General features: G+C 72.3%; 21 protein-coding genes. 3 read left to right on the plus strand and 18 right to left on the minus strand.

Annotation, left to right across the window (positions count from 1 at the left end; all coding sequences use genetic code 11):
• Nucleotides 1-95: 95 nt before the first annotated feature.
• The 17 genes from ACFVVX_RS26930 to ACFVVX_RS27010 form a co-directional block, all read right to left on the minus strand.
• Nucleotides 96-2,939, minus strand: a complete 2,844-nt coding sequence (locus ACFVVX_RS26930; protein WP_387949194.1) for an AAA family ATPase — start codon at nt 2,937-2,939, stop codon at nt 96-98.
• A gap of 115 nt (nt 2,940-3,054) precedes the next feature.
• Nucleotides 3,055-3,669 (minus strand): FMN reductase, encoded by a 615-nt coding sequence (locus ACFVVX_RS26935; RefSeq protein WP_387949195.1) that lies wholly within the window; start codon nt 3,667-3,669, stop codon nt 3,055-3,057.
• Nucleotides 3,666-4,763 (minus strand): LLM class flavin-dependent oxidoreductase, encoded by a 1,098-nt coding sequence (locus tag ACFVVX_RS26940; protein ID WP_387949196.1) that lies wholly within the window; start codon nt 4,761-4,763, stop codon nt 3,666-3,668. The genes ACFVVX_RS26935 and ACFVVX_RS26940 overlap by 4 nt, the downstream gene beginning before the upstream one ends.
• A 146-nt stretch (nt 4,764-4,909) precedes the next feature.
• A complete protein-coding gene (locus ACFVVX_RS26945) occupies nt 4,910-5,746 on the minus strand; it encodes an alpha/beta fold hydrolase (protein ID WP_387949197.1) in 837 nt (278 codons plus the stop codon).
• Nucleotides 5,747-5,811: 65 nt separating this feature from the next.
• On the minus strand, nt 5,812-8,625 hold the full coding sequence (locus ACFVVX_RS26950) for an ATP-binding protein (protein WP_387949198.1): 2,814 nt from the start codon (nt 8,623-8,625) through the stop codon (nt 5,812-5,814).
• Nucleotides 8,622-9,554, minus strand: coding sequence for a carbohydrate ABC transporter permease (locus ACFVVX_RS26955; RefSeq protein ID WP_387949199.1), 933 nt, complete (start codon nt 9,552-9,554; stop codon nt 8,622-8,624). Before ACFVVX_RS26955 ends, ACFVVX_RS26950 begins: the two co-directional genes overlap by 4 nt.
• A complete protein-coding gene (locus ACFVVX_RS26960; protein WP_387949200.1) occupies nt 9,551-10,516 on the minus strand; it encodes a carbohydrate ABC transporter permease in 966 nt (321 codons plus the stop codon). Before ACFVVX_RS26960 ends, ACFVVX_RS26955 begins: the two co-directional genes overlap by 4 nt.
• A complete protein-coding gene (locus ACFVVX_RS26965) occupies nt 10,516-11,844 on the minus strand; it encodes an ABC transporter substrate-binding protein (protein WP_387949201.1) in 1,329 nt (442 codons plus the stop codon). Before ACFVVX_RS26965 ends, ACFVVX_RS26960 begins: the two co-directional genes overlap by 1 nt.
• Nucleotides 11,845-12,013: 169 nt before the next feature.
• On the minus strand, nt 12,014-12,739 hold the full coding sequence (locus ACFVVX_RS26970; RefSeq protein WP_387949202.1) for an alpha/beta fold hydrolase: 726 nt from the start codon (nt 12,737-12,739) through the stop codon (nt 12,014-12,016).
• 61 nt (nt 12,740-12,800) lie between these two features.
• The gene (locus tag ACFVVX_RS26975) at nt 12,801-13,550 is read right to left on the minus strand and encodes an acetate uptake transporter family protein (protein ID WP_387949203.1); all 750 of its coding nucleotides are present in this window, start codon (nt 13,548-13,550) and stop codon (nt 12,801-12,803) included.
• A gap of 16 nt (nt 13,551-13,566) precedes the next feature.
• Nucleotides 13,567-13,707, minus strand: coding sequence for a hypothetical protein (locus ACFVVX_RS26980; protein WP_387949204.1), 141 nt, complete (start codon nt 13,705-13,707; stop codon nt 13,567-13,569).
• Entirely contained in the window at nt 13,707-14,315 is a 609-nt protein-coding gene (locus tag ACFVVX_RS26985) for a Dps family protein (RefSeq protein WP_387949205.1), read from the minus strand. The genes ACFVVX_RS26980 and ACFVVX_RS26985 overlap by 1 nt, the downstream gene beginning before the upstream one ends.
• Before the next feature lie 88 nt (nt 14,316-14,403).
• Nucleotides 14,404-14,925 (minus strand): DoxX family membrane protein, encoded by a 522-nt coding sequence (locus ACFVVX_RS26990; protein WP_387949206.1) that lies wholly within the window; start codon nt 14,923-14,925, stop codon nt 14,404-14,406.
• A gap of 5 nt (nt 14,926-14,930) precedes the next feature.
• A complete protein-coding gene (locus ACFVVX_RS26995) occupies nt 14,931-15,593 on the minus strand; it encodes a hydrolase (protein WP_387949207.1) in 663 nt (220 codons plus the stop codon).
• Nucleotides 15,594-16,021: 428 nt separating this feature from the next.
• Entirely contained in the window at nt 16,022-16,702 is a 681-nt protein-coding gene (locus tag ACFVVX_RS27000) for a TMEM175 family protein (RefSeq protein WP_387949208.1), read from the minus strand.
• A 561-nt stretch (nt 16,703-17,263) separates the two neighbouring features.
• Nucleotides 17,264-19,573 carry an FtsX-like permease family protein gene (locus tag ACFVVX_RS27005; protein WP_387949209.1) on the minus strand — a complete coding sequence of 770 codons (2,310 nt, stop codon included), beginning with the start codon at nt 19,571-19,573 and terminating at the stop codon, nt 17,264-17,266.
• Nucleotides 19,570-20,280 (minus strand): ABC transporter ATP-binding protein, encoded by a 711-nt coding sequence (locus ACFVVX_RS27010; RefSeq protein WP_387949210.1) that lies wholly within the window; start codon nt 20,278-20,280, stop codon nt 19,570-19,572. Before ACFVVX_RS27010 ends, ACFVVX_RS27005 begins: the two co-directional genes overlap by 4 nt.
• A gap of 139 nt (nt 20,281-20,419) precedes the next feature.
• Here ACFVVX_RS27010 and ACFVVX_RS27015 point away from each other — a divergent pair, with 139 nt between their 5' ends.
• On the plus strand, nt 20,420-21,250 hold the full coding sequence (locus ACFVVX_RS27015; protein ID WP_387949211.1) for a sensor histidine kinase: 831 nt from the start codon (nt 20,420-20,422) through the stop codon (nt 21,248-21,250).
• Nucleotides 21,247-21,948: a response regulator gene (locus ACFVVX_RS27020; protein WP_387949212.1), complete on the plus strand. Its 702-nt coding sequence runs from the start codon at nt 21,247-21,249 to the stop codon at nt 21,946-21,948. Before ACFVVX_RS27015 ends, ACFVVX_RS27020 begins: the two co-directional genes overlap by 4 nt.
• A 67-nt stretch (nt 21,949-22,015) precedes the next feature.
• Here ACFVVX_RS27020 and ACFVVX_RS27025 read toward each other — a convergent pair whose 3' ends face one another.
• Nucleotides 22,016-22,537: a TerD family protein gene (locus ACFVVX_RS27025; RefSeq protein WP_387949213.1), complete on the minus strand. Its 522-nt coding sequence runs from the start codon at nt 22,535-22,537 to the stop codon at nt 22,016-22,018.
• A gap of 304 nt (nt 22,538-22,841) precedes the next feature.
• Here ACFVVX_RS27025 and ACFVVX_RS27030 point away from each other — a divergent pair, with 304 nt between their 5' ends.
• Complete coding sequence (locus ACFVVX_RS27030; RefSeq protein ID WP_387949214.1) at nt 22,842-24,854, plus strand: transglycosylase domain-containing protein; 2,013 nt, start codon at nt 22,842-22,844, stop codon at nt 24,852-24,854.
• The last annotated feature ends 45 nt before the right edge of the window (nt 24,855-24,899 follow it).

Here is a 24,899-nt window from a genome sequence, read left to right on the forward strand (position 1 = left end):
CTTTCCGCAGCTGTTGATCATTTTGAGGAGGCGGCGATGTCCGCACATCGCACGAAGGGTCCATAGGTACGGCGTCGACGGGGGATACGAAGCGATCACTCTCCGCTGTCGCGCCTCTCCACCAGTCGGGCCAGCTCCGCCCGGGAGGCGATGTCGAGCTTGGTGTAGGCACGGCGCAGGTGCGAACCCACCGTGTGGGGCGACAGGGAGAGCTGTTCGGCCACCTGCGGGTTCGTCAGACCCTGGGCCACGAGCCGTGCCACCCGGAGCTCGGACGCCGTCAGCTCGGGCCATTCCTTGGCCGATCCGGCCGGCGAGGGGCGCCGGCGCACGCCGGCGGCCCGCAGGCGCCGACGGACCCGCGCGACGTGCCGCTCGGCGCCTGCCTGGGTGTAGAGGACCAGAGCCTTGTCCAGGTACGGCACCGCCTCGGGCCTGCGGGTGGTCGCGAGCTTGCGTCCGACGTCCTCCAGCGCGGACGCCCGGGCGATCGGGCGTGAGCACCCCTCGTACAGCCGGACGGCGCGCAGGAGGTGTGCCAGATCGTTGTCGAGCAGCCCGCGGGCGTGCGCGGCACTGGCGGCGAGGATCGTGAAGTCCGGGTTGCGCGCGGCTCGCCGCTCGGCCACCTCGACGGCCGGGGCGGCCCGCTCGGATGCGCCGGCGCGCAGGGCCGTGCGGACGAGGGCGGGAGTGTCCATCGGGTCGACCGGGCTCACCAGGGCCGGCCGTTCCTCGGCGAGCGCCGCCAGCACCTCGTGGAGTTCCGCCAGGGCCCGGTCGGGCCGACCGTCGAAGTCCGCCAGCTGTACCAGCATCCAGGCACTGACGCTACGGGCGAGCGGTGCGCCCGTCCCCCGCACGCGCCGCGCCTGCGCCGCGCACCGCTGAGCGGCTTCGCGGTCGTCGGTGTGGATCGCCACTCGCGTCAGCGTGTACAGGAGCATGAGTTCAGCGAGGTCTCCGCCGTCGAACGCACCCCTCATGTCGGCGGCGGCTTCCGCCTCGGCCCGGGCTTCCGCCAGCCGCCCGGCGTCCAGGAGCGCCCGGGCGCGGTGCATGAGCCACAGGCGTGCGGCCGCCGCCCGGCCCTGGTGGCGGGTGTCGTGGACCCCGGCGTCGGCGAGCGCGAGCGCCTCCGCGGTGCGGCCGGCCACGGTCAGCAGCAGGCACTGCCACAGTGCCTCCGGAATCCAGACCGAAGGGGTGATGCCCAGTCCGGCCGCCAGGGCGGCCGCCCGGCTCGCCCGGCGGAGCGCCTCGTTCCAGTCCATCCGGTAGAAGCACAGGGCCGAGTCGACCACCATCATGGTGGCCTGGGCGATGCCGTCCCGGGCCGCGTCGGTGGCCTCCCGCGCCTCGGCAGCGGTCCGCTCCGCACCCTCGGGGTCACCCGCCAGCGACAGGCCCAGGCACAACAGGGCGAGCAGCCGGGCCCGCAGTGCGGCCGGGATCCCGGGCAGTGCCGCCCCCGCACGGGCCTGGCGGACGGCCTCGGCGAAATCGAAGTGACTGGCAAGGCGCGCCATGGCGAGGCGTATCCGCGCCTCGTCGTCGGGCCCGAGATCACCGGCGGCCAGGGCCGACGCCCCCAGGTCGTGCGCCTGGGTCGGCTGCCCCATCTGCCAGAGCAGCGGGAGCGTCTCGGCGATGACCTTCGGCCGTTGCGCCGGGTCCTCCATGGTGAGTTCCAGGGCTCTGAGGCTGAGCTCCGCCGCTGCTTCGGGCGCGGTGGCCGCGAGATCGGCCGCGGCGGCACGCAGCCGTTCGACGGCCGTCCGGTCGCTGAGCCGCACGCCCGCGGGCACCGGCGCGGAGGGGGCGACCGGGGACGCCGTACGCGCCGGTGGCACCTCGGCGGCATGACCCCGCAGGGTGGCGCGCAAGGTGGGAGGGAGACCGGCTTCCACGGCCTCACGGATCAGCTCGTGGCGGAACTCCAGACGGTCGTCCCTTTCGACGAGCAGACCGGAGTCGAGGGATTCCTGAACGGCGCCGATCAGCGCCGCCGGTGACCTGCCGAGCAGCTCGGCCAGCAGCTGCACGGTCACGGGGCGTCCCACCGCGGCCGCCGTCTCCACGAGTTCGCGCGTCGGGGCGGGAAGCCGGGTCAGCCGGCCGGCGACGGAGGGCAGTCGCGGGAGGGGGAGGGGCCCGGCCGGCAGTCGGGCCGTGCCGTTCTCGATCGTCACCAGCCCCTCGTCCCGTAGCGCGTCGAGCAGGTCCTTGAGCAACTGCGGTACACCCTCGGCGCGGCGCGCGACACGGAGGACGCCCGGGTCGGGAACCGCGCCCAGGGCGTCCTCGGCGATCCGGGCGACCGCCGGGTCACCGAGTGGCCCCAGGACCAACTCGTGCGCCCCGGCCTGCCGAATCCTGTCCAGTGTCGTGCGGACCCGGGGAGGCACGCTCCCGTGGCGCACGGCGACCAGCCACAGGATCGGGTGCGGCGCGAGTGCGCCCGCGAGGGTGTGGAAGGTGAGGAGCGTCAGTTCGTCGCACCACTGGAGGTCGTCGAGGACGATGAGCAGCGGCCCGTTCCGAGCGGCCTCCCGCAGGCGGTCCCCCAGTTCCTGGAGCAGCCAGAACCGCTGACCGGGCGTCGCGGCGAGGTCCCGCAGCCGGTCGGCGCCCGAGAGCGGTTCCTCGCCCGCGAACAGCCCGTCCAGCAACGGGCTGAGCGGTACGAACTGCTCGTCGGGGTCGGCTCCACCCTGGAACGCCCTCGTCCCGCGCCGTTTCGCGGCGGCCGAGGCCTCCACGAGCAGCCTCGACCGGCCGATTCCCGCGGGGCCCTCGACGAGGACGATCCCGCCTGCCCCCCGGGCGAGGGCATCGAGCCGCGCCTCGACGAACGCCAGTTCCTCCTCCCGGCCGCGGACCGGAGTCCCCCCACCCCCGACGCCCTCGGGGAAGGGCCATGTCGTCAATCGGTTCACACTCACTCCGCCGGCCGGGGCCGCACGGGACGAGATCCGTCCACGTGCGGTACGGCGGATCAGTATGCGGCACGGCGGCTCCGCCCGGGCAGGCGGCGCCTCGGAGCGACCGGTCTCAGTCGAACCGCAGGTCGGCGAGCTGCCGTTCGAGGGCGGTGACGTCGTCCTCGGGTTCGGCCCGCTCCGGGCGGTCGGCCAGGAGCGCGGCCAGCTCGCCGCCCGCGCGGCGGATGCGGGCGGGCAGGCCGTCGGCGTACTGGTCCCCTCCGGATCCCCAGTCCGCGGACGCCGCGTACACCGCGGTGGGGACGACGGTGGCGCGCAGGTACGCGAAGAGCGGTCGCACGGCGTGCTCGAGGACGAGGGAGTGGCGAGCCGTACCACCGGTGGCCGCGATCAGGACCGGTCTGCCGGCGAGGGCGTCCGGGGCGATCACGTCGAAGAAGGACTTGAACAGGCCGCTGTAGGAGGCCGTGAACACGGGGGTGACGACGATCAGGCCGTCGGCTCCGGTCACCGCGTCGATCGCGGCGGCCAGGCGCGGTGCCGGAAAGCCGGTCAGGAGATGGTTGGCGACATCGACGGCCAGTTCGCGCAGCTCCACGACCTCGGCCGACACGGCACGGCCCCGGACGGCGAGTTCGTCGCGGACCGACCCGGCCAGTCGGTCCGCGAGCAGGCGGGTGGAGGAAGGGGTGCTCAACCCCGCGGAAACGGCGACCAGCTTCACGCGGCGCTCACCTCCCGCGCGGTCGCGGCGGCCGTGACCCGTGCCGCGTGGGTGGGGGCGTCCGGCACGTCGTCCGGACGTCCGATCGCGAACTCCCGGCGCAGCACGGGCACGACCTCCTCGCCGAGGATGTCGAGCTGCTCCAGGACGGTCTTGAGGGGCAGGCCCGCGTGGTCCATCAGGAAGAGCTGGCGCTGGTAGTCGCCCACGCCGTCCCGGAAGGACAGGGTCCGTTCGACGACCTGCTGGGGAGAGCCCACGGTCAGCGGGGTCTGCTCGGTGAACTCCTCCAGCGACGGGCCGTGGCCGTAGACCGGCGCGTTGTCGAAGTAGGGACGGAACTCCCGTATCGCGTCCTGCGAGTTCTTGCGCATGAAGACCTGGCCGCCCAGCCCCACGATGGCGTCCTCCGGACGGCCGTGGCCGTGGTGGGCGTACCGGCGCCGGTACAGCTGGACCATGCGCCTGGTGTGATCGGCGGGCCAGAAGATGTTGTTGTGGAAGAAACCGTCGCCGTGGTACGCGGCCTGTTCCGCGATCTCGGGCGACCTGATCGACCCGTGCCAGACGAACGGCGCGACGCCGTCCAGCGGCCGCGGTGTCGAGGTGAAGGCCTGCAGGGGCGTGCGGAACCTGCCCTCCCAGTCCACCACGTCCTCACGCCACAACCGGCGCAGCAGCGCGTAGTTCTCCCTGGCGAGGTCGATGCCCTGGCGGATGTCCTGGCCGAACCAGGGGTACACCGGTCCGGTGTTGCCACGCCCCAGCATGAGGTCGACCCGGCCGTCGGCCAGGTGCTGGAGCATCGCGTAGTCCTCCGCGATCTTCACCGGGTCGTTGGTGGTGATCAGGGTCGTGGCGGTGGACAGGACCAGTCTCTCGGTGCGGGCGGCGATGTGGCCGAGCAGGGTGGTCGGGGACGACGGGACGAACGGGGGGTTGTGGTGCTCTCCGGTCGCGAAGACGTCCAGGCCGACCTCCTCGGCCTTGAGGGCGATGGCGACCATCGCCTTGATGCGCTCGTGTTCCGTCGGGACGCGGCCGTCGGTGGGGTCGGGTGTCACGTCCCCGACGGTGAAGATGCCGAACTGCATGATGCTTCTGCTCTCCTGAACCTGTCTGGATGCGGTGGTCGCGGGCCTCGTAGCCGGACGACTCCTGATCGTCCGGCGCCCGCGGCAGCCGGATGACGGGCTGCCGCGGGCGGGGGCTCACTGCGTGCGAGCGGGCGGGAACGGCCTCACTTCGCCAGGAACGCGAGGAGCGCGGCGTTGACCTCCTCCGCGTGGGTCCACAGCAGGCCGTGCGGGGCGCCGTCGATCTCGACGTAGTCGGCGGACGGGAGCGCCTTGTGGAAGGGACGCGCGGTGTTCTCGGCCGGGAGGATGCGGTCGGCCGTGCCGTGCAGGATCAGGGCGGGGACATCGACGGCCGGGATGTCGGCGCGGAAGTCGGTGTACCAGGTCGACGGCGCCGCCGAGGCCGCGAAGGAGCCGCCGCCGGCCGCGGTGTTCCAGCTGTTGCGGACGGCCTCCTCGCTGATGCGGGTGCCCAGGTTCTCGTCGAGGTTGTAGAAGTCGTTGAAGAAGGCGGTGTAGTAGGCGTAGCGGTCGGCCTTCACCGCGGCGACGATGCCGTCGAAGAACTCCTTCGGGGCGACACCGTCCGGGTTGTCGTCGCTCTTCAGCAGGCAGGGCTCCAGCGAGGCGAGGAAGGCGACCTTGGCGACGCGGGCGGAGCCGTACGCGGAGACGTAGCGGGCGACCTCGCCGGTGCCCATGGAGAAGCCCACGAGGACGGCGTCGTTCAGGTCGAGGGTCTCCATCACGGTGTTCAGGTCGGCCGCGAAGGTGTCGTAGTCGTAGCCGGTCGTCGGCTGGGAGGACCGGCCGAAGCCGCGGCGGTCGTAGGTGATGACGCGGTAGCCGGCGTCGAGGAGCGCGGCGCTCTGGCGCTCCCAGGAGTGGCCGTCGAGGGGGAAGCCGTGGATGAGCACGACCGGCTGACCGGTGCCGTGGTCCTCGTAGTAGACCTCGACGGCGGTGGTGTTCTCCTGGCCAACGGTGATGTACGGCATGGCTGTGTCTTCCTCGCTTCGGTTCGGCTGGTCCGCGCGTCGTCGCGGCGCGGAATGCCGTCACGCTATGGCGGGGGAGGAGCCGCCGATTGTCGTGCGGCGCCCCGGGCCTTGCCCGCGGGCGCAGAGTGCGCGGACGGCGACGGGTCGGCCGTGTCGACTTCGGCCTGCGCCAGTACCAGCCGGGTCAGGTGGACCCTGGAGTTCACCGAGAGCTTGCGGAAGATCGACGTCAGGTGCGTGTTGACCGTGTGCGGAGACACGACCAGGGCGGCAGCGGCCGACCGGTTGGTGTGTCCTGCGGCGATGAGCCGGGCGACCTTGCGTTCCGAAGCGGTGAGCGCGTCCCACCCCTGGCCGGGACGGGGGCGGGCCGGACGCCGGCCGGAGCCCGTCACGGCCCGGTCCAGTTCCGCCCGGACCTTGTCGGCCTCGAAGCCGGCCCCCGCGTGGGCGTACGCCTCGTAGGCCCTCGTCAGGGCGGGTACCGCGGCGGCGTCCCCCACGGCCGACAGCGCGCGGCCGAGGTCGGCGCGGGCCGCCGCGAGGTGCAGCGGCCGGGGACCGTTGAGGAGGATCCGGACGGACCGTTCCAGAAGGCCGGGATCGGCGTTCACCAGTGCCGCCGTGTGGGTGGCCGTCCCCTGTGCCGTCGGCACGGCGGGGTTGTGGGAGGCGTAGTCGGCCGCCTGGGCCGCGAGGTCCGCGGCCAGAGCCCGGTCTCCGGCACGCAGGGCGATCTGCACGGCCTCGACGAACCGGGTGCGCAGGAGCCTCCAGCGGACGAAGGGGTGGTCCCGCTGGGCGGATCGCAGCCGTTCGGCCGCCGCCGCGTGGTCGCCGTCGGTGTCGGCGAGGAGGGCCTCCAGGTACTGGTGGACGGCGTGGTTCCCCGGGTTCGGCCGGCCGGCCACCGCCGCCCTGACCACCCCGACGTGTTCCTCCGCGGCCTCGCGATCGCCACGCAGCAGCGCCAGCCAGCCCCGGTGGACGCGAATGTTGACCAGGTTCGCGGGCACCTGGATGTCCGCCTCCAGCCGCTCGGTGGTGACGAGGTCGGCCTCCGCGTCGTCGAGCCGCCCGAGCCCCAGATTCAGGCTTCCCTGGGCCCACATCAGCATCGCGGGTCGCAGCGGGTCGTCGCCCGCCGTCCGCAGCAGGTGCCGGGCCGTGTCGAAGTCGTCCAGGTGGACCCGGGCGACGACCTCCTCGGGCAGGAAGGCCGCGTCGAACGCGCTGAGCGCCGTGTGGTGGTCGACGGCGGACGCACACTCGCCCGCGTTGAGGGCGATCTCGCCCAGGCCCCACAGCGCGACGACGCGGGCCTCCCGGTCCTGCGCGCACTCCGCCTCGGCGAAGGCCCGTTCCGCGGTCCCGCGAGCACTGCCGAGGTCGCGGCCGCGGGACTGGGCGAGCGCGAGTCGCGCGGTCAGCCGGGCGCGGACCGCCGGGTCGGTGACGACGCCCAGGGCGGCCGTCGAGCGGCGGGTCAGCTCATGGATGTCGTCGAGGTGCCACAGCGTGTCCCCGAGGACCGACTGCAGGCGGGCGAAGACGTCCAACGGGGGCTGCCGGGCCAGGAGGACGTCGCCGATCTCCCGTGCCCGGGTGTACCGGCCCGCACGGGTGAGGGCGGTGATGGCCCGTTCACCCACGTCGAACTCCGCGGGATCGTGGGGCGGCACCAGTTCCATGGCGCGTACGGACAGGTCGGCGGCGAGGTCGGGCATGACGGTGAGCACGTCCGAGGCGGCGCGGCCGAGCAGCCGGACCGCCTCCCGGTCACCCGGTTCGGCGCTCTTGAGCAGGTGCGGGACCGCGTCGGCCGAGGTCCGGCCCGCCGCGACGAGCCGACTCGCCGCCTCCCGGTGCAGTGCCCGCCGCGCGGAGGGCGCGAGGTCGGCGTAGACCGCCTGCCGGAGCAGATCATGACGGAACACGAGGCGTTCGCCGTCGTCCTCGATGAGCCCGGCGCCGATCGCCTCGTGCAGTTCGCCGATGAGGCCCGCGGCCGGCCTGCCGCACAGGGCGGCGGCGTCGGCGAGGTGGAAGGCGCGGCCCAGGACCGAGCCGATCCGCAGGAACGCGAGGGTGCCCGGTCGGAGCGCGGACAGCTTGCCGCGGACCCCGAGCACCAGCCGCTCCGGCGGCCCGGCCCCGTCCGCACCCGACGCCGCGATGCCTTCCAGCACCTCCACCGCGAGGAACGGGTTGCCGCCGGCCGTGTCGAGCAGCCCGGTGACGCGATCCGGTACCGTCCCGCCGAGTACGTCCCGCGCCAACTCGGCGAGCGCCGCATTTGACAGCGGCCGCAGCGCGAGCGTCGCCGTCCGGGTGGCGCCCCCGCGCAGGTCCGGGTTCTCCCTCCCCGCGAGCAGCCAGAGGACCGGGGAGGCCAGCAGTCGTGCCGGCATGACGTTCAGTGCGAACCGGCTCAGCGGATCGGTCCACTGGACGTCGTCGATCGCGATCAGCGCGGGCGCGCCCGCCGAGCGCTCCTCGATCAGCCGGGCCAGCCGTTCCACCAGCCAGACACGCTGGTCGTGGTGGCCCGCCAGGTGCGCGAAGTCCTCCGCGGCCAGCAGCGGCGGGTCGCCGTGCAGCAGGCCCGAGGCCAGCGACGCCAGCGGTGCCAGCTCGTGCAGTTCCTCGGCGCGTCCCCGGCTGACGGTGAACCCGCTGGCGCGTGCGATCGAGACGGTCTCCTCCAGCAGGGCGGTCTTCCCGATCCCCGGCTCGCCGAGGAGCAGGGCGAGCCCGCTGCCGTCGCCGTCGCGCACCGCCTCGACCATGGCCCGCAGCTGTTCCAGCTCGGCTTCCCGGCCGCGCAGACCCGGTCGGCTCAGCCGGGCGCCCGTGCTCGTCTCCTCCGGTGTCATCCCTTGACGGACCCCGTGAGCAGACCCTGGGCGACGTGCCGCCGGAAGAGGAGGAACACGAGGAGCGGGACGAACGCCGACACGAACGCCCCCGCGGTGAGCCGCTGCCACTCGTTGCCGCGTGTCCCGGCCATGGCCGCCAGTCCGACCGTCACCGGAGCGGTCCCGGCGGTCCCGCCCGACAGCGTCATCGCCACCAGCAGGTCGTTCCACACCCAGACGAACTGGACGACCGCGAACGTCACCAGGACCGGGCGGGCCAGCGGCAGGACGATCCGGAGCAGCAGCGTCGCGTGTGACGCGCCGTCGACCCGGGCCGCTTCGATCAGGTCACGGGGCAGTCCGGCCAGGAAGTTGTGGAGGAGGAACACCGCGACCGGCAACGCGAACACCGTGTGGGCGAACCACACCTGGCTGAACCGAGCCGCTCCGGTGGCGTTCCACGCGGGCAGGAACAGCCATCCACGGGAGAAGAGCCGCAGCAACGGGACGAGCACCATCTGGAGGGGCACGATCTGGAGCGCGAAGATGCCGACGACGAGCACGTCGCGCCCCCTGAAGTCGATCCACGCCAGGGCGTACGCGGCGAGGAACGCCAGGACGAGCGGGAACAGCACCGAGGGCAGCGTGATGACGATCGAGTTGACGAGGTGGTCGGCGAGCCGGCCCGACGCGTTCCCGGTGCCGAACAGCACCTCACGGTAGTTGGCGAGCGTGACGTGGGGCGAGCCGAACACGGTCCACCAGCCGGTCGTCTTGATCGCGGCCTCGGGACGGAACGAGGAGAGGAACAGGCCGAGCGTCGGCACGGTCCACAGGATCGCGATCACCACGGCGGCCAGAGAGAACACGCGGGAGGACAGCCGTTCCCGGACACCGCGCACGCCGCGCTCCCCGCTCACGCCGCGCTCCCCGCTCGCCCCGCTCACGCCGCGCTCCGCTGCGCACGGACCTTGTAGGCCACGACTGGGGTGACGAGGAGGAAGAGCAGCACCGCGAGGGCCGCGCCGTGGCCGGTCCGCCCGTAGCGGAAGGACTGGTCGTACATCTCGTGGGCGATGACACCGGTGTCGAACTGCCCGGCGGTCATGGTCTTGACGATGTCGAACGCCTTGAAGGTGCCGATCACCTCGGTGAGGACGACGACGAGCAGCGTGGGTCTGATCGACGGCACGGTGATGTGCCGGAAGATCTGCCGCGGTGACGCGCCGTCCAGCCGGGCCGCCTCGACGATCTCGCCGGGAACCGCCGTGATCGCGCCCGCCAGCAGGAGGGCCGCGAAGCCCGCCTGGCTCCACACCATCGCCACGACGAGGAACAGGATGTTCCAGGGGGAGTCCACGAGCCACTGTCTCGGCTCGCCGCCGAACGCCACGACGAGTTCGTTCAGCAGCCCGATCTGCTCCGCGCCGGCCGGCCGGTAGGCGTAGACGAACTTCCAGACCAGGCCGGCGCCGACGAACGAGATCGCCATCGGCAGCAGGACGAGGGACAGGGCGAGCGCCCGGAACCGCGCACGTACGACGGCCGCGGCGTAGAGGAGACCGATCCCCGTCACCAGCAGGGGCACGAGCACCACCCACGCCAGGGTGTTGCGGAGCGCGATCAGTGCCCCGGGGTCGGTGAACATCCACACGTAGTTGTCGACGCCGACCCAGGTGTCCCCTTCGTCGCCCGTGAACGACAGGCCCAGGGTGTGCAGGCCGGGCAGCAGGAGGCCGACGGTGAGCAGCAGCAGGGCGGGGGCCAGCAGCAGGAGGGCCGCGCCCCGCCGCCGTACCGGTCCCCGGTGCAGTGCCAGGAGGATCAGGCCGACCACGGCCGAGAACGCGGCGACGCCCTGGAGAAGGTGGGCCAGCTTGGGCTGCTGAGCGACGACGTCGAACGGCATCAGTGGCTCGGCCAGGACCGTTCGACGGCCGCCGCCACCGATTCGGTGTCCTTGCCGCTGATCCAGTCGACGGCTCCCTTCCAGAACGTGCCCGCGCCGACCGCCGCGGGCATCTGGTCGGACCCGTCGAACCTGAACTGTGTCCGGGGATCCTGGAGCAGCTGGATCGAGAGCTTGTCGATCGGGCCGGCGGCGTCGGCCGGATCCACTCCCTTGTTCGCGGAGACGAAGGGGCCCTTCTTCATCCGCGCGTTGGCGAAGTCGGCGCTCGCCAGGTACTCCCGGAAGGCCCGCACCTCGGGGCGGTCGGCGAATGCCGCGGCGAACGTCCCTCCGCCCAGGACGGGCCTGCTGGTTGTGTCCGCCCCCGGAAGGAGGAAGGCGAACACGTCCCCGTCCGGTCCGATCCGGGTGCCCTTCGGCCAGTGCTCGGCGTAGAACGACGCCTGGCGGTGCATCGCGCAGTCGCCGGAGAGGATCGGCGTGCCGCCGTCCTGGTAGGAGATCGAGGCCATCGAGCGGGCCGGTCCGTAGCCGCCGTTGGCATAGCGGTCGTTCTTGAGGACGGACCCCACCGTGTCCATGGCCCGGATCACTCGCGGGTCGTTGAACGGGATCCGGTGGGAGACCCACTGGTCGTAGACGTCCGGCCCCTGCTGGCGGAGCAGGACGTCCTCGATCCAGTCCGTCACGGGCCAACCGGTGGCCTCGCCGGATTCGAGGCCCGCACACCACGGTTTGACCCCCGAAGCGGCGACCTTCTCCGTCACGTCCATCAGTTCGGCCCAGGTGCGGGGGACGGTCAGCCCCCGGTCGCGGAAGAGCTTCGGCGAGTACCAGACGAAGGACTTCACGTTCGCGACCAACGGAGTGCCGTAGAGGGTGCCGTTCACGGTCGCGTAGCTGTTCCAGTCCGCCGACCAGCCCTGTTCGGCCAGGGAGACGAGCTCCGCGCTCGCGGGTTCGAGCTCTCCCCCGCGCGCGAAACGTTCCAGGAGTCCGGGCTGGGCGAAGAACGCCACGTCGGGGGCGTGGCCGCCCTCGACCCGGAGCTGGATCTGGGCCTCGAACTCCCCGTTCCCCTCGTACTGGACGTCGATCCCCGTGCAGGCGGCGAAGCCGGCCCAGGTCGCTTCGAACAGGTCTGCTTCCCGGTCCCGGCTGGGCGCGTAGACGGTGACGTGGGTTCCGGGGTGGCTGCCGTACCGCGCGAACGGCCCGCAGTCCCCGGCCTCGCCGGACGGGGAAGCGCTGGGAGGGGCGACACATGCGGCGGCCGTGACGACGATGGCGATAACGGCGAGCGCGAGCCTCGCGCCGAACCTCATGGGTGTGCTTCCTCCGTTCGCCCGCCGAGTGTTCCCGGGGGCGGACCGAAGCTATCAGCGTTCGAACATAATCAACCAATCGTTCGAGGTCAGAGGCTTGTGTGCCCGTGCCGAGCCCGCACCGGGGGGTGGGCTAGGCGCGGGCACACGCACCGGCGTCGCGGGCGGGTCAGCGGGTGACGGACCGGGCCGCGTCCTGGATCAGTGCGGCCACGGCCTCGGGCCGGGCGAGCATGACCAGGTGCGAGGAGTCGACCTCGACGGTGGTCATGCCGGCCCGCTCGTAGCCGTAGCGCTCCACGTCGGGGTTGATGGTCCGGTCGGAGGTGGCGACCAGGCCCCACGACGGCTTGCTCTTCCAGGCCGCGACCGGGGCCGCCTCCGAGAAGGCCCGCGCGGCCAGGGGGCGCTGGGAGACGGCGAGCACCGCGGCGAGCCCGGGGTCGACGTCGGCGGCGAAGAGGGCGGGGAACCGCTCGACATCCACCGAGACGTCGGTGCCGGCCTCGGTGGATCCGGCCACGGGGAACGGCGTGAAGACGAGCGCGTCGGCGAGGCCGGAGTCGGGGAAACGCCCCTGCAGCTCGCCCAGGCTCTCGCCCTCCTCCAGCGCGTACCCCGCCAGGTAGACGAGTGCCTCGACGTTCTCCTCCACGCCGGCCAGGGTGATCACGGCGCCGCCGTAGGAGTGGCCGACCAGGACGACGGGGCCGTCGACGGCGCGAACCACCGAGGCGATGTACGCGGCGTCCTCCACCAGGCCGCGGTTGGGCACCGCGGGAGCCACTGCTTTCAGGCCCGCGGCGGTCAGCTCCGGTATGACGCGGGCGTAGCTGGAGGCGTCGGCGAAGGCGCCGTGGACCAGGACGACGGTGGGTTCGGCGGATCGGGACATGGGGGAACTCCTGTTCGGTCGTCAGGGCGGTGCGGTTGCGGTGTTCATGAGCGCGGGACGGTCAGAGCGTTCGCCGCACGCCGGCCTGGCGTTCCAGGTTGCGGAGCTGGACCGAGAGGCCGCCCTCCACGGCGTTGCGGGCCGGCCCGCTTCGGCCGATGGGCAGGACCTCCTCACTGCGCATGTCCTCCAGCATCAGGGCGAAGGCGGTGTACATCGCGACGACCGCCACCAGGAGGCCGAGGGCACCGGACGTGCGGGTGAGCCACTCGGCGCCGGTGAGACCTGACAGACCGGTGGTCGCCCAGCGGGGCAGGGAGACCAGCAGGACGAGCCACAGCGCGCGCTTGGGCCGTGTCACGGCGGTCATCAGCACCCCGAAAGCCAGGAGCGTGAGGTTGAAGACGCCCAGCACGCGCAGACCGTCGGCCGAGCCGCTCAACATGACGAGCGCGTAGGCCAGCCAACTGCCGGCGAAGACGCCCATCAGCGTCGCCGCGATCACGTCCCGGGCGCCGAACGCCAGGACGCTCACCAGGAACTGCAGCGCGAAGGCCGGCAGCACGCACAGGGCGACGGCGCCGCGGGCCTCTGTGTCGAAGAGCCCGAGCTGCATGCACCCCGTCATCACGGAGGCGATCGCGACCGTGAAGAAGCCCAGCGGCATGGGGGAGGCGATGGGGCGGAGGTTGATCCGGGTCATCGACCGGAGGTCGGGTTCGAAGCGGCGTTCCGGGGGAACGTCCGGCCGGCTGCCCTGTACGTCGTCGGCGCCGCCGGTGGCGGAGGGGGAGGGGGAGGTCGGACTCATGGTGGGGATCTCTCGTTCAATGGCCGGAGCAGGGGGCGAGGAACGGCGGGGGCATGTCGCGAGCGGGACGACGAGCGACGCCCCACCGGCTTTGCTGCCCGGACTCGGTGACGACCTCGCCGCCGCCGACCACGACGACGTCGAACGTGTCCTCCATCAGCTCTGCACCAGGGGGGTGTCCACGAGGTGTTCGGCCAGGAACCACACCTGCGCCTCGCCGGGGCGGATGACCTCGGAGACGAGCAGGTCGGTGCTGCCCTCGTCGCCCTCCGCCGAGATCCGGGCGGCGGCGTCCCGCGCGTCGATCAGGATCCGCTCGTGCGCGTCGAGGAGCCGCGACAGCATGACGGGGACCTTCTCCACACCGTTCGGCGGCCGCGGAATGGCCGTCAGCTCCGCGACGTGGCGCGGATCTCCGACCGCGACACCGCCGAGGCTCTGGATTCGCTCGGCCAGCGCGTCCACGACGGCCAGCTGGACCTCCGCGTGCTTGTCCAGCATCAGGTGGAGCGAGTAGAAGGTCGCCCCGCGCATCAGCCAGTGGTGCTTCTTGTAGAGGGAGTACAGGATCTGCGTATCGGCGAGTACGCGGTTCAGGCGCTGGCAGGCGTACATGCGGGTGTCGTGGCCGAGGCCGATCGGCAGCTGCTTCAGCGTGCCGAACGTCTGGGTCTCGTCACCCTTCTGGTGCAGCAGCGGCTGACCGCCGCCGCGCGAGGGTGCGGTGGTGGATGAGGTGGTGGTCGCGGTGGTCGCGGTTTCCATCGGTACTCCTGGAGTGGAAGGTGGGAGGGCCCGGCCGCCCGCGCGGGGGTCGCAGGGCGGCCGGACCCGGTCTTGTCGCGGCTCGTGCTCAGCGGCCGCCGGGGGCCGCGGTCCGCGCCGCCGCCGGGGCCCGGCCGTGCAGGACGAGCCGGGTGAGCAGCCCGCTGCCGAGGCCGGCCACGAGGGCGGCGGCGGCCCACCACAGCGGGTACGGGGTGAGGCCGAGGGCCGCGTCGAAGGACCACGCGCCGGGGCCGGTGGCGGCGAGGGCGGCGGCGGTGCCGACGAGGACGAGCGGGTACTCGTACCCGTCGTTCTGCACCCAGAGTCCGTGGTGCCACTTCACGGTGAGCGCGACCGTCATGACCCCGATGACGCCGGTCGCGGCGAGCGGGGTCAGAAGGCCGGCGGCGAGCAGCAGACCGGAGCCGATCTGGCCGCCGCCCGCCGCCAGGGCGGTGACGACACCGCCGCGGAAGCCGTCGGCGCGGAACTCCTCCGTCCCGCCCTCGAGTCCCTTGCCGCCCAGGTGGGAGCTGATCTTCTGCACGCCGTGTCCGGCGACGAGCAGGCCCGCCAGCAGACGAAGGATCAGAATGCCGGTGTCCACGAGCGTCAGCCCGCGGCGTGCGCGCCGATGACGCTGTGCGCGTACACGACGCCCAGGCCGTACGCGCCCGCGTGGGCCTTGACGATCTCCATGACCGCGCCGTACGTCTCCTGGCGCGCCCAGTCGCGCTGCAGCTCCAGGAGCACCTGCACCCAGGTCACCGGCACCGCGCCGGCGGCCAGCATCCGCTGCAGCGCGTGCTCGTGCGCGGCCGGGCTGACGCCACCGGAGGCGTCCGAGACGACGTAGACCTCGTACCCCTGCTCCAGCGCGGAGAGCGCGGGCAGCACCAGGCAGACCTCGGTCCACAGACCGGCGAGGATGATCTTCTTGCGCCCGGTCGCCTTGACCGCCGCCACGAGGGCCTCGTCCTCCCAGGCGTTCATGCTCGTGCGGTCGATGACCTCGTGCTCGGGGAACACCTCGGCGAGCTGAGGCAGCAGAGGCCCGGAGAAGGACTCGGCGGCCACCGTGGTCAGGACGGCCGGCACGTCGAAGGCCCGCGCCGCCTTGGCGAGCCCCACGGTGCTGTTGATGATCGCGGTGCGGTCACCGCTGCCGGTGCCGAAGAACATCTGCGGCTGGTGGTCGACGAAGAGCATGACCGCGTTGTCGGGCGTGAGGAGGTCCGAGCTCGGGGCAGCCTGAACCTTGGTGATGTCGAACATGAGGGATCCTCTCGGAGCAATCGGTAGGGTGCTCACCGCATTCGCGGCTTCGGCACACCCCGAAACTACGGTCGGATCGATCGGCCGAATCCTCCCTCTGTGCTCAGGAATTGGCACCACAGCGCACTACCCGGGGAGGAATCGGCGCGGTGACGCGGTGACGCGGAGGCAGCACGGACGCCGGAGCCGCGGAGCCAGGAGGCCGCAGGGACGGTCCACCTCTCCGTGCGGACCGACCTGGGCGGGCGACACGGACTTCCGCGGTAACCGCCCGGACCATCCGCTCGGGCGCCCGCATCGGTGACCACCCGCCGCAGTCCGTCGGCCCTCCACCGCACACGCGGGGGCCTCCCACGGTGCGACTCATCCGCGGGAGGCCCCCAAACATGCAACCGGGTACCGGCCGGACGGCTCGCCGGTTCTCTCGCCTACGTCTGGCGATTCGCTTCCCGTTGGCTGCGACCGGGCAGCCGCAGCCCCTCGCTGGTCAGGAAGTAGAAGACCGGCAGTACGACGAACACGGCGAGTGCGACGACCGGTGCGGTCAGCGCGCCGACCGCACCGGCAAGGAGATATGCCACCACTCCGGCCCACGAGCGGAGTCTGCCGTGAGCGACGTAGGAGGGTTCGACGGCGCGGTGCAGCAGTTCCGGACGCCGGCCCAGATGGCCGTAGAGCACGATCCAGCTGCCGCACATGCCTGCCGCGATCCCGGCGTACAGCACGACGGCCACGCGGGCGTCGGTGTCGATGACGCTGTTCTGCAGTGCGCCCGACAGCACCGCGGTGGGAAAGGCGAGCGCCGCGGTGGTGAAGAGCAGGAGGAGATTGGCCGCGTGCAGCCCGCGGTCCATGGCACGTATCCGCACGAAGGCCTGATGGTGATTCAGCCAGATGACCGCCACATAGCTGAAGGAGGCCAGGTACCCGAGGTAGACCGGCCACTGGCGGAGCAGGGCCCGCCCGAGTCCGCCCGGTTCGTGGGGCGGATCCGTGAGCCCGAGGACCAGGATGGTCACGGCGATGGCCAGCACGCCGTCGCTGAACGCCTCCGCACGGGCGGTCTCGGAGCGGGCGAACCTCCGTGGGAGGCCGTGGTCGTCCGTCATGTCGCTCTCTCCTCCGGTCCCGGGCCGCACCACCCGATGAGCCCGAGGGCCGTTGCGCCACCGACGGCACACCGGAGCGCTCCGGGCGGTTGGCCGCTGTTCGTCGACATCCACCAGGCCTCCGCCGGGAGGGCGGGGCCGCGGCGCGCCCTACGGGGGCGAGTGGGGCATCGACCGGGCTATACGGGCAGGCGAGGTCGACTCCGGTCGTCACCGTACGTCCGCCGGTCATAGCCGGCTGGTCCATCCGTGCCCCGGTTCTGGCCTGTGCGCGAACAGCCGTCGGAAGGCTTCATCCTCCGACGGCTGCGCATACCTGCTCTTGCCGAAAACCTCATCCGCCCTGATCAGGTCGCATGTCGGTACTCGTGGAGGAGGCCGCCGAGTCGGTTGGGTTCGGAGCTGACGTCGACGGCCAGGACGATCCGTCCGTTGCCGATCCGGGGAAGTGGCAGCGCGGCCAGTGTCGCCCGCAGTCGGCCCTCCCACCCGACCGGCCCGGACCGCACGCGTCACCGCCGCTGTCCCGGGCCGGATCCGAACGCCGTGCCGACGGGCGGGCTACTCGGTGTGCAGCACCGAGGCGATGGTCGTCCGGGCCGCCGACCGGGCCGGGACGAGGGCGCCGAGGACGGCGATCGCCACACCCGCCAGGAGCATCGCGACCAGTTGCGGCGCGTGCCACACGTCCTTCATGTACTCCGGGAAGTCGACCACCCCGACGTTGTCCACCACGAGGCGGTGCGCCACGATCCCGAGCGGGATTCCGAGCAGCCCGCCGACCGCGCCCAGCCCGGCGACCGAGGTCACCGTCATCGCCACCACCTGCCGGGGGGTCATTCCGATCGACTTGAGCATGCCCAGGTCGCGGCGCCGCTCGCGGGTGTTCAGGAGGACGGTGTTGAAGACACCGAGCGAGGCGACGAGGGTCAGCAGCACCGTGAACACCGTCGAGAAGGTGATGACGGTGGCGGTGCCGGCGTTGCCCGCGTCCAGCACCGAGGCGCTCAGCCCCGGGTCGATCGCCTCGACCGCCTCGGCGTAGGCGCGCGCGTTGGCTCCGGGGGCGAGCCGTACCGTGTACTCGGTGGCGCGGGCCTCCGGTGCGAGTCGGGCGAGGGTCTGCCACGAGGCCTCCAGGGCCCGGGCGTTGCCCTCGATGAGCTGACCCGTGATGGTCACCTGGACCTGCCTGCCGTTCAGCTCCAACGTGACCCGGTCACCGACCTTCAACCCGCGCTGGGTCAGGAACGACGGCCCGGCCACGGCCTCGCCCGCTGCGGCCGGCGCACGGCCCTTGACGATCACGTGGGCGTACGAGGATTCGTCCCCGCGGTAGAAGTCGGCGAAGACGGGCTGGCTCTGCCCGGTCATGCCCGCCTGGGCCAGCGCGCGGGCCCGCACCCCGTCCGCGCCCGGGAGGGAGCGCAGCCGTTCCTCGATCTGCCGGTCGTCGAGCAGGGGGGCCGGCCGGCCGTTGCCCGGTCCCCCGGATTGCACCTGGATCCTGGCGCCGCCGTCCTCCTTCCCGACGTTGCCGAAGGCCACCATGGTGCTGGTCAGTCCGGTCGACAGGGTCACCGTGGTGACCCCGAGCACGATGGCCGCCAGCGTGAGCAGCGTGCGGGCGGGGCGGGCGAACGGCTGGCCCAGCCCCAGGCTGACCGGACGGGGCAGCCGGGTGGTGCCGAGGATCCGCTGGACGCGCAGCCCGCGCCCGGTCTTCGGCGCGGCGCCCGCGCTGATCGCCTGCGCGGCGGGCAGCCGGTGGGCCCGCAGGGCGGGGACCAGCGCGGCCAGCAGGACGAGGGCGGGCATGCCCAGGAGGCAGGCCACGGACACCCAGGGGCTGACGCCGCCGACCGAGGCCCGGCCCACGTCGATACCGGTGAACGCGACCTTCAGGATCGGCCCGGCCAGGGCGTTGCCGGCCAGTGTGCCCAGCACGCAGCCCGCCACGGCCGGCACGGAGAGCATCGTCAGGTAGACGGCGACGACCTGGTTCGGGGTGAAGCCCAGGGCCTTGAGTACCCCGATGTGGCGGTACCCGGAGACGACCGCGCCGCTGACCACGTTGCCGACGATCAGGGTGGAGACCAGCACACCGAGGATGCCGAAGAGCGTCATGAAGGGGAGGTAGGAGTCGACCAGTGCCGAGAAGGCCTGCTTGAGGTCGAGCCAGGTCTGCGCGCCGGTCAGCGACTCCGCGGGCAGCCCCGCGGTGGCCGCGGCCAGCCCGGCGTTCAGCCGGGCCTGCGTCGAGGACTCCGTGAAGCGGTAGAGCATCTGAGCCGCGGACGGGTGCAGTGCGGCCATCTGCTCGGGGGTGACCCAGGCGCTCGCCGACTTGCTCATGCTGGTGGCGAAGCCGACCACGGTCAGCGTCGGCCCCCCGGGCGTCTCCAGCCTGGTGCCCAGCAGCTTCGTTCCGGGGGAACCCTGGACGGACCAGTTGACGACGATCTCCCCGGGCGCGGTGGCCCAGTGGCCCTCCAGCAGCTCGATCCGGTCCACCGGTCCCGCCGGATCGGCCCGGCCGACCACCGTGAGGGTGCCGCCGGCCATCCAGAGCCAGTCCTTGGGGATGTCGACGACGGCCTGCCCGAAGGGCCCGGCCGCGGCCTCCACCCCGGGTTGCCGGGCGGTCCGCGCCAGCTGCTCCGGCGAGGCCTTCGTGGTGTCGAAGGTCGCCACCGTATGGGCGCCGCGCTGCTCGGCGAAGGCCTTGTCGAAGGGGCTCGACGCGACGCCGAGCAGGGCCAGCGCGAGCAGGACGGTCGTGGTCGAGCAGAACACGACGAGCCCGATGACGAAGGTCTGGAGCCGGCGGCGCTTCACGGCCGCGCGCGAGGCCCTCCACACGGCGCTCACGCGGTCGGCTCCAGCACGCTCTCGCGACCGACCCGGCCGTCGGCCACTTCGATCAGCCGGCTTGCGCAGCGGGTGGCCAGCTGCGGGTCGTGGGTGACGATCAACAGGGTCTGGCCGATCTGGTTCAGGTCGATCAGCAGGTCCATCACCTGCTCGCCCGACCGGCTGTCGAGGGCGCCGGTCGGTTCGTCGGCGAGCAGCAGTGCGGGACGGTTCATCAGGGCCCTCGCCACGGCCACCCGTTGCCGCTCGCCGCCGCTCAGGGTCGCCGGATAGTTGTTCCGGCGTTCGGCGACACCGAGTTCGTCGAGGAGCTCCAGGGCGCGGCGGCGGGCCGGCCGGGCCGGGGTGCCGGTGAGCTGCGCGGCCAGCGCCACGTTGTCCAGCACGGGCAGATCGTCGATGAGGTTGAAGAACTGGAAGATCATGCCGACGTTGCGCCGCCGGAACAGCGCCAGGCCGGTCTCGTTCAGCCTCCCGAGGTCGTGGCCCTGCACCTCGACCGTGCCGGAGGTCGGCCGGTCCAGCCCGGCCACCATGTTGAGCAGGGTGGACTTCCCGCAGCCGGAGGGGCCCATCACGGCCACCGCGTCCCCCGCCCTGATCTCCAGCGACAGGCCGTCCAGGGCCTTCGCGTCGCCGTACTCCTTGTGCACGTCGTCCAACCGCACCACCACGGGCCGGCCGTTTCCATGATCAGTCGTCATGGCTCGAAACCTATGGCGACGCCGGTGGACGGGGCGTCACCCACCGGATGTATCCGTCCGGGCAGGTCATCCCGGGGATGTACGGGGCTGCATCCCGGGGATGGTGCGGGGCGTCCCGTCCGGCTGCGAAGATGATCACGTGTGGGAATCCTGGACGATCTGGTTGGTCATCGCCCTGGTGGCGGCAGTCGGCGCCGCCGGGTGGCTCGGCGTGGCGGCGGCACGGGCGCGCCGGCTGTACCGGACGGCCATCGAGGAGCGCGGCTGGCTGCTGGAGCGGGAGCGCGAGAGCGCGACGCGGACGGCGGTCGACGCCGAGCGGGCCCGGATCGCCGCCGAGCTCCACGACATCGTCAGCCACAACGTGAGCCTCATGGTGGTCCAGGCCGGGGCCGCTCGCGAGGTGCTGGCCACGATGCCCGCGGAGGCCGCGGCGGCGATGAGCGCCGTCGAGACCGCCGGCCGCACCACGATGACCGAGCTGCGGCACCTGCTCGGCCTGCTCGCACCCGCGCAGAACGGCGACGACGAACCCTACGACGTCGACCTGTCTCCGCAGCCGAGCCTGAGCCGGCTCAGCCCGCTGATCGACCGGATCGCCTTCGCCGGCCTGCCCGTCGAGATGCGCATCTCGGGCGAGCCGCGCCCGCTGCCGACCGGGGTCGACGTCACCGCCTATCGGATCATTCAGGAGGCCCTGACCAATGCCCTCAAACACGGGGACGGAGCGAAAGCCGAGGTGACGGTGCGATACGCGGACAACCACCTGCGGGTCGAGGTGCTGAACAGCGGGCCGAGCGTCCTGTCGGGCGGCCGGCCGGCGCCGGCCCGGGGCAAGGCGGAGGGAACGGGCCGCGGGCTGCTCGGCCTGCGGGAGCGGGTCGCCGTCTACGGCGGCGACCTGGACGCCCGCCGCCGCCTCGGCGGCGGCTACCGCGTCCGGGCCCGGATCCCCCTGGACCGGCCGTGACGACGCCCACCGACCCCGCGCCCAGGGTCGTGATCGCCGACGACCAGGAACTGGTCCGCACCGGCTTCCGCCTGATCCTGACCGCGCGCGGCATCGACGTGGTGGGCGAGGCCGGCGACGGGGCCGAGGCCGTGGCCGCCGCGCGCAGGCTGCGGCCCGACGTCGTCCTGATGGACATCCGCATGCCCGTGATGGACGGCCTGGAGGCCGCCCGCCGCATACTCGCGCAGTCCCCGGACTGCCGGGTGATCATGCTGACCACCTTCGACCTCGACCACTACGTCTACGCCGCCCTCGCCGCCGGAGCCAGCGGATTCCTGCTCAAGGACGTCACCTCCGCGCACCTGGCCGCCGCCGTCCACCTGGTCAACACCGGTGACGCCCTGCTCGCACCCTCGATCACCCGCCGCCTGGTGGAACGCTTCTCCTCCGCCGCCCCGAGCGCCGGCGCGCCCGGCGCGCCCTCCGCGACCCCGGCCGTCCACCGGGACCTGGCCGCCCTGACGCCGCGCGAGCGCGAGGTGCTGACGCTCATGGGTCGGGGCCTCTCCAACGCCGAACTGGCCAAGGAACTGACGCTCAGCGAGGCGACGGTGAAGACCCACGTCGCCCGGATCTTCGCCAAACTGACCCTGCGCGACCGGGCCCAGGCCGTCGTCCTCGCCTACGAGACGGGGCTGGTCGCGCCCGGCGGGTAAGGGGCTGCCGGCATGAACGGTCGACCGTTCTTCCGGCCTACCCGTACCCGGCCTTCCGCGACAGGCTTCAGGTGCCCATGATCCTTGCGAAAGTCGTCGGATCGGCGTCGAAGCCGTGGACCCCGGGCCGGAATCCCCAGGCTCCTGAGCTGTCCCTGACGAACTCGGCGACCCTCGCCGCCGTGGCCTCACCGGCGTCGGAGAGGTCCACGACCGCGAACTCGTCGCGCCCGTTCCGGATCTTCACCACGGGGTTCGCTATGTCCCCGAACGTCAGCCGGCCGGCGTTCTGCTGGATGGCGACGCCCACGACAACCCGGAGGTAGCGGTGCGCCAGGCGGTCGAGCTCCAGGACCAGGCTTTCGTCGACGCCGAGGCCCTTGCCGTCAGGGCTGTCCCTGGTGAGTGTGATCGTGCCGTCGGGAGCGCGGCTGTCGAAGTGGACCAGGTAGGCGGGGGCGACGGACGGGGCGTCGACGGTGTACGTCGCGGCGACGAGGTCCAGATCGTGACGTGCCGAGCCGGCGGGACTCGGATCCCACAGCAGGCCTACTTCGATCCGTTCCAGACCCTTGTTGAGACTGCTCACCGGACTCTCCCTTCGTCGTCACACCGACCCGGCACGGCGCCGTCGAATACCGGCCCGTGGGGGCAACGACAGTGTACTGACATGTTATTGACACGCAGTCGGCTCAGTGTGGATGTACCTCGGGCCTGGCCGGCCGCCCGGCCCGTTTCGCCAATGTGGCCTGAATCCAATCGAGTTGAGCATCGATGAAGCCGAGCCCCGGTGTGACCATGAACACACCGGTCGCCTGCTGTCCTGGTCCGACCCTCACCGCATCTATCCGTTCGAAGGGTTCTGTACCCACGAACGAAGCGGAGAACGGACTGTGCGTGCACAGCGAGGTGGCGGAGTCGAGGACGAGAAGCCCGGGCGTCGGCGGTGGCGGCGGCCGCTGCGGTGGGTCGACTATCCGCGCAGGGGGCGGCGTGGGGTCCGGCGCTGGCTTCCCTCCTGGCGGCAGCTGGTCCTGGTGGTGTCGCTGGGCGTCCTCGGGCCGGTCGGGTGGCTGGGCTGGTTCTACACCGTCACGCAGGTGCCCGAGGACCTCAACGCCTTCGCCACCCAGCAGAACAACGTCTACTACTGGGCGGACGGCACCGAGATGGCCCGAATCGGCGAGACCAACCGGCAGGAGGTGCCGCTCGACGGCGTCCCGGAACCGGTGCGGTGGGCCGTGCTCGCCGCCGAGAACGAGACCTTCTACTCGGACCCCGGGATCTCCGCCAAGGGCATCGGCCGCGCGCTGTGGCAGCTGGTCTCCGGCGGCGAGACCCAGGGCGGCTCCACCATCACCCAGCAGTACGTCAAGAACATCTACCTCAACCAGCGCCAGGACTTCTCCCGCAAGCTCAGCGAGGCCGTCATCGCCGTCAAGCTCGACGACCGGATGAGCAAGGACGACATCCTCGCGGGCTACCTCAACAGCAGCTGGTTCGGCCGCGGCAGCTACGGCATCCAGCGCGCCGCCGCGGCCTACTACGGCAAGGACGTCTCCCAACTCGACGTCAGCGAGGGCGCCTTCCTCGCCGCCCTGCTCAAGGGCGCCGGGCGGTACGACCCGGCACTGAGCGCGGCCAACCACGAACGGGCCGAGGAGCGGTGGTCCTGGATCCTGGACCGGATGGTCGCCACCGGAAAGCTCTCCCGCGCCGACCGTGCCCGGTACACCGTCTTCCCCGAACCCGGGCCGCAGCCGAAGTCCGCCGGCCTCAGCGGCCAGGTCGGCTACCTGGTCGACATAGCCAAGTCCTACCTGGAGAGCCACACCGACATCACCCCCGCCGAGTTCGACCTCGGCGGCCACCAGATCCACACCACCTTCGAGAAGCCCAGGGTCACCGCCCTCGCCGCCGCCGTCCAGGACGCCACGAAGGACATCGACCCCGGGGCCCGGGACGCCGACAGGTTCCTCAAGGTCGGCGCCGCCTCCGTCGCCCCCGACGGGCGGATCCTCGCCCTCTACGGCGGACCCGACTACCTCAAGCAGGGCTTCAACAACGCCAACACCTCGACGGTCCCGCTCGGTTCGGCCTTCACCCCGCTGGTCTACGCCGCCGGACTCGACCAGGGCGTGCAGCGCGTGCGGGGCGCCGCCCGGACCCCGGTCACCCCCGGTACCACCTACGACGGGGACAACGGGGTGAACGTGATGACCCCGGAAGGCCCGTACTGGGGGCGCGACGGAAAGATCGCCAAGACCGCCAACGACGGCAGGCGTGACTGGGGCCAGGTCACCCTGCGTGGAGCCGTCGAGCAGTCCGTCAACGGGCCGATCATGCAACTCGGCCTGGACATCGGCCTCGAACGGGTCCAGAAGACCGCCGCCGCCCTCGGCCTCCTGCCCGGCGTGATGGGCGACCTCAGCCCCGGCTTCGCCGTCGGCAACTCCACCCCCAGCGCCATCCGCACCGCCGACGCCTACACGGCCTTCGCCGCCGGCGGCAGCCGCACCGACCCGTACTCCGTTCTGCGCGTCACCCGCAACAGCGAGCCGCTCACGCTGCGCCTGCCCACCGCCGTCCAGGCGCTGCCACCGGCTGTCGCCGCCGAGGTCGACGCGGCCCTCAAGGGCGCAGTCCGCGGCGGCAGCGCCGGCTGGGCGGAGGAAGCGGGGCCCGATCCGGCAGCGAAACCCGGCACCACCCCGGACCGCACGGCGGGGTGGGCGGTCGGCTACAGCGGACAACTCGCCACGGCGGTCACGGTCTTCCGGACCGACCTGCGGGACATGAAGCTGCTGTCTCTCGAAGGACTGGGCGGGGCCGGCCCGGACACCCTGGACTCGACGCTGCCCGGCCGGATCTGGAGCACGTACGTGAAGGCGGCGGGCGGGCGCTAGGGTCCGTCTTCAAACTCCCGTGGTTCGCCCGGAGGGCGTCGCCGA

The sequence above is a fragment of the Kitasatospora sp. NPDC058170 genome, from assembly GCF_042883905.1.
Classification (GTDB): Bacteria; Actinomycetota; Actinomycetes; order Streptomycetales; family Streptomycetaceae; genus Kitasatospora.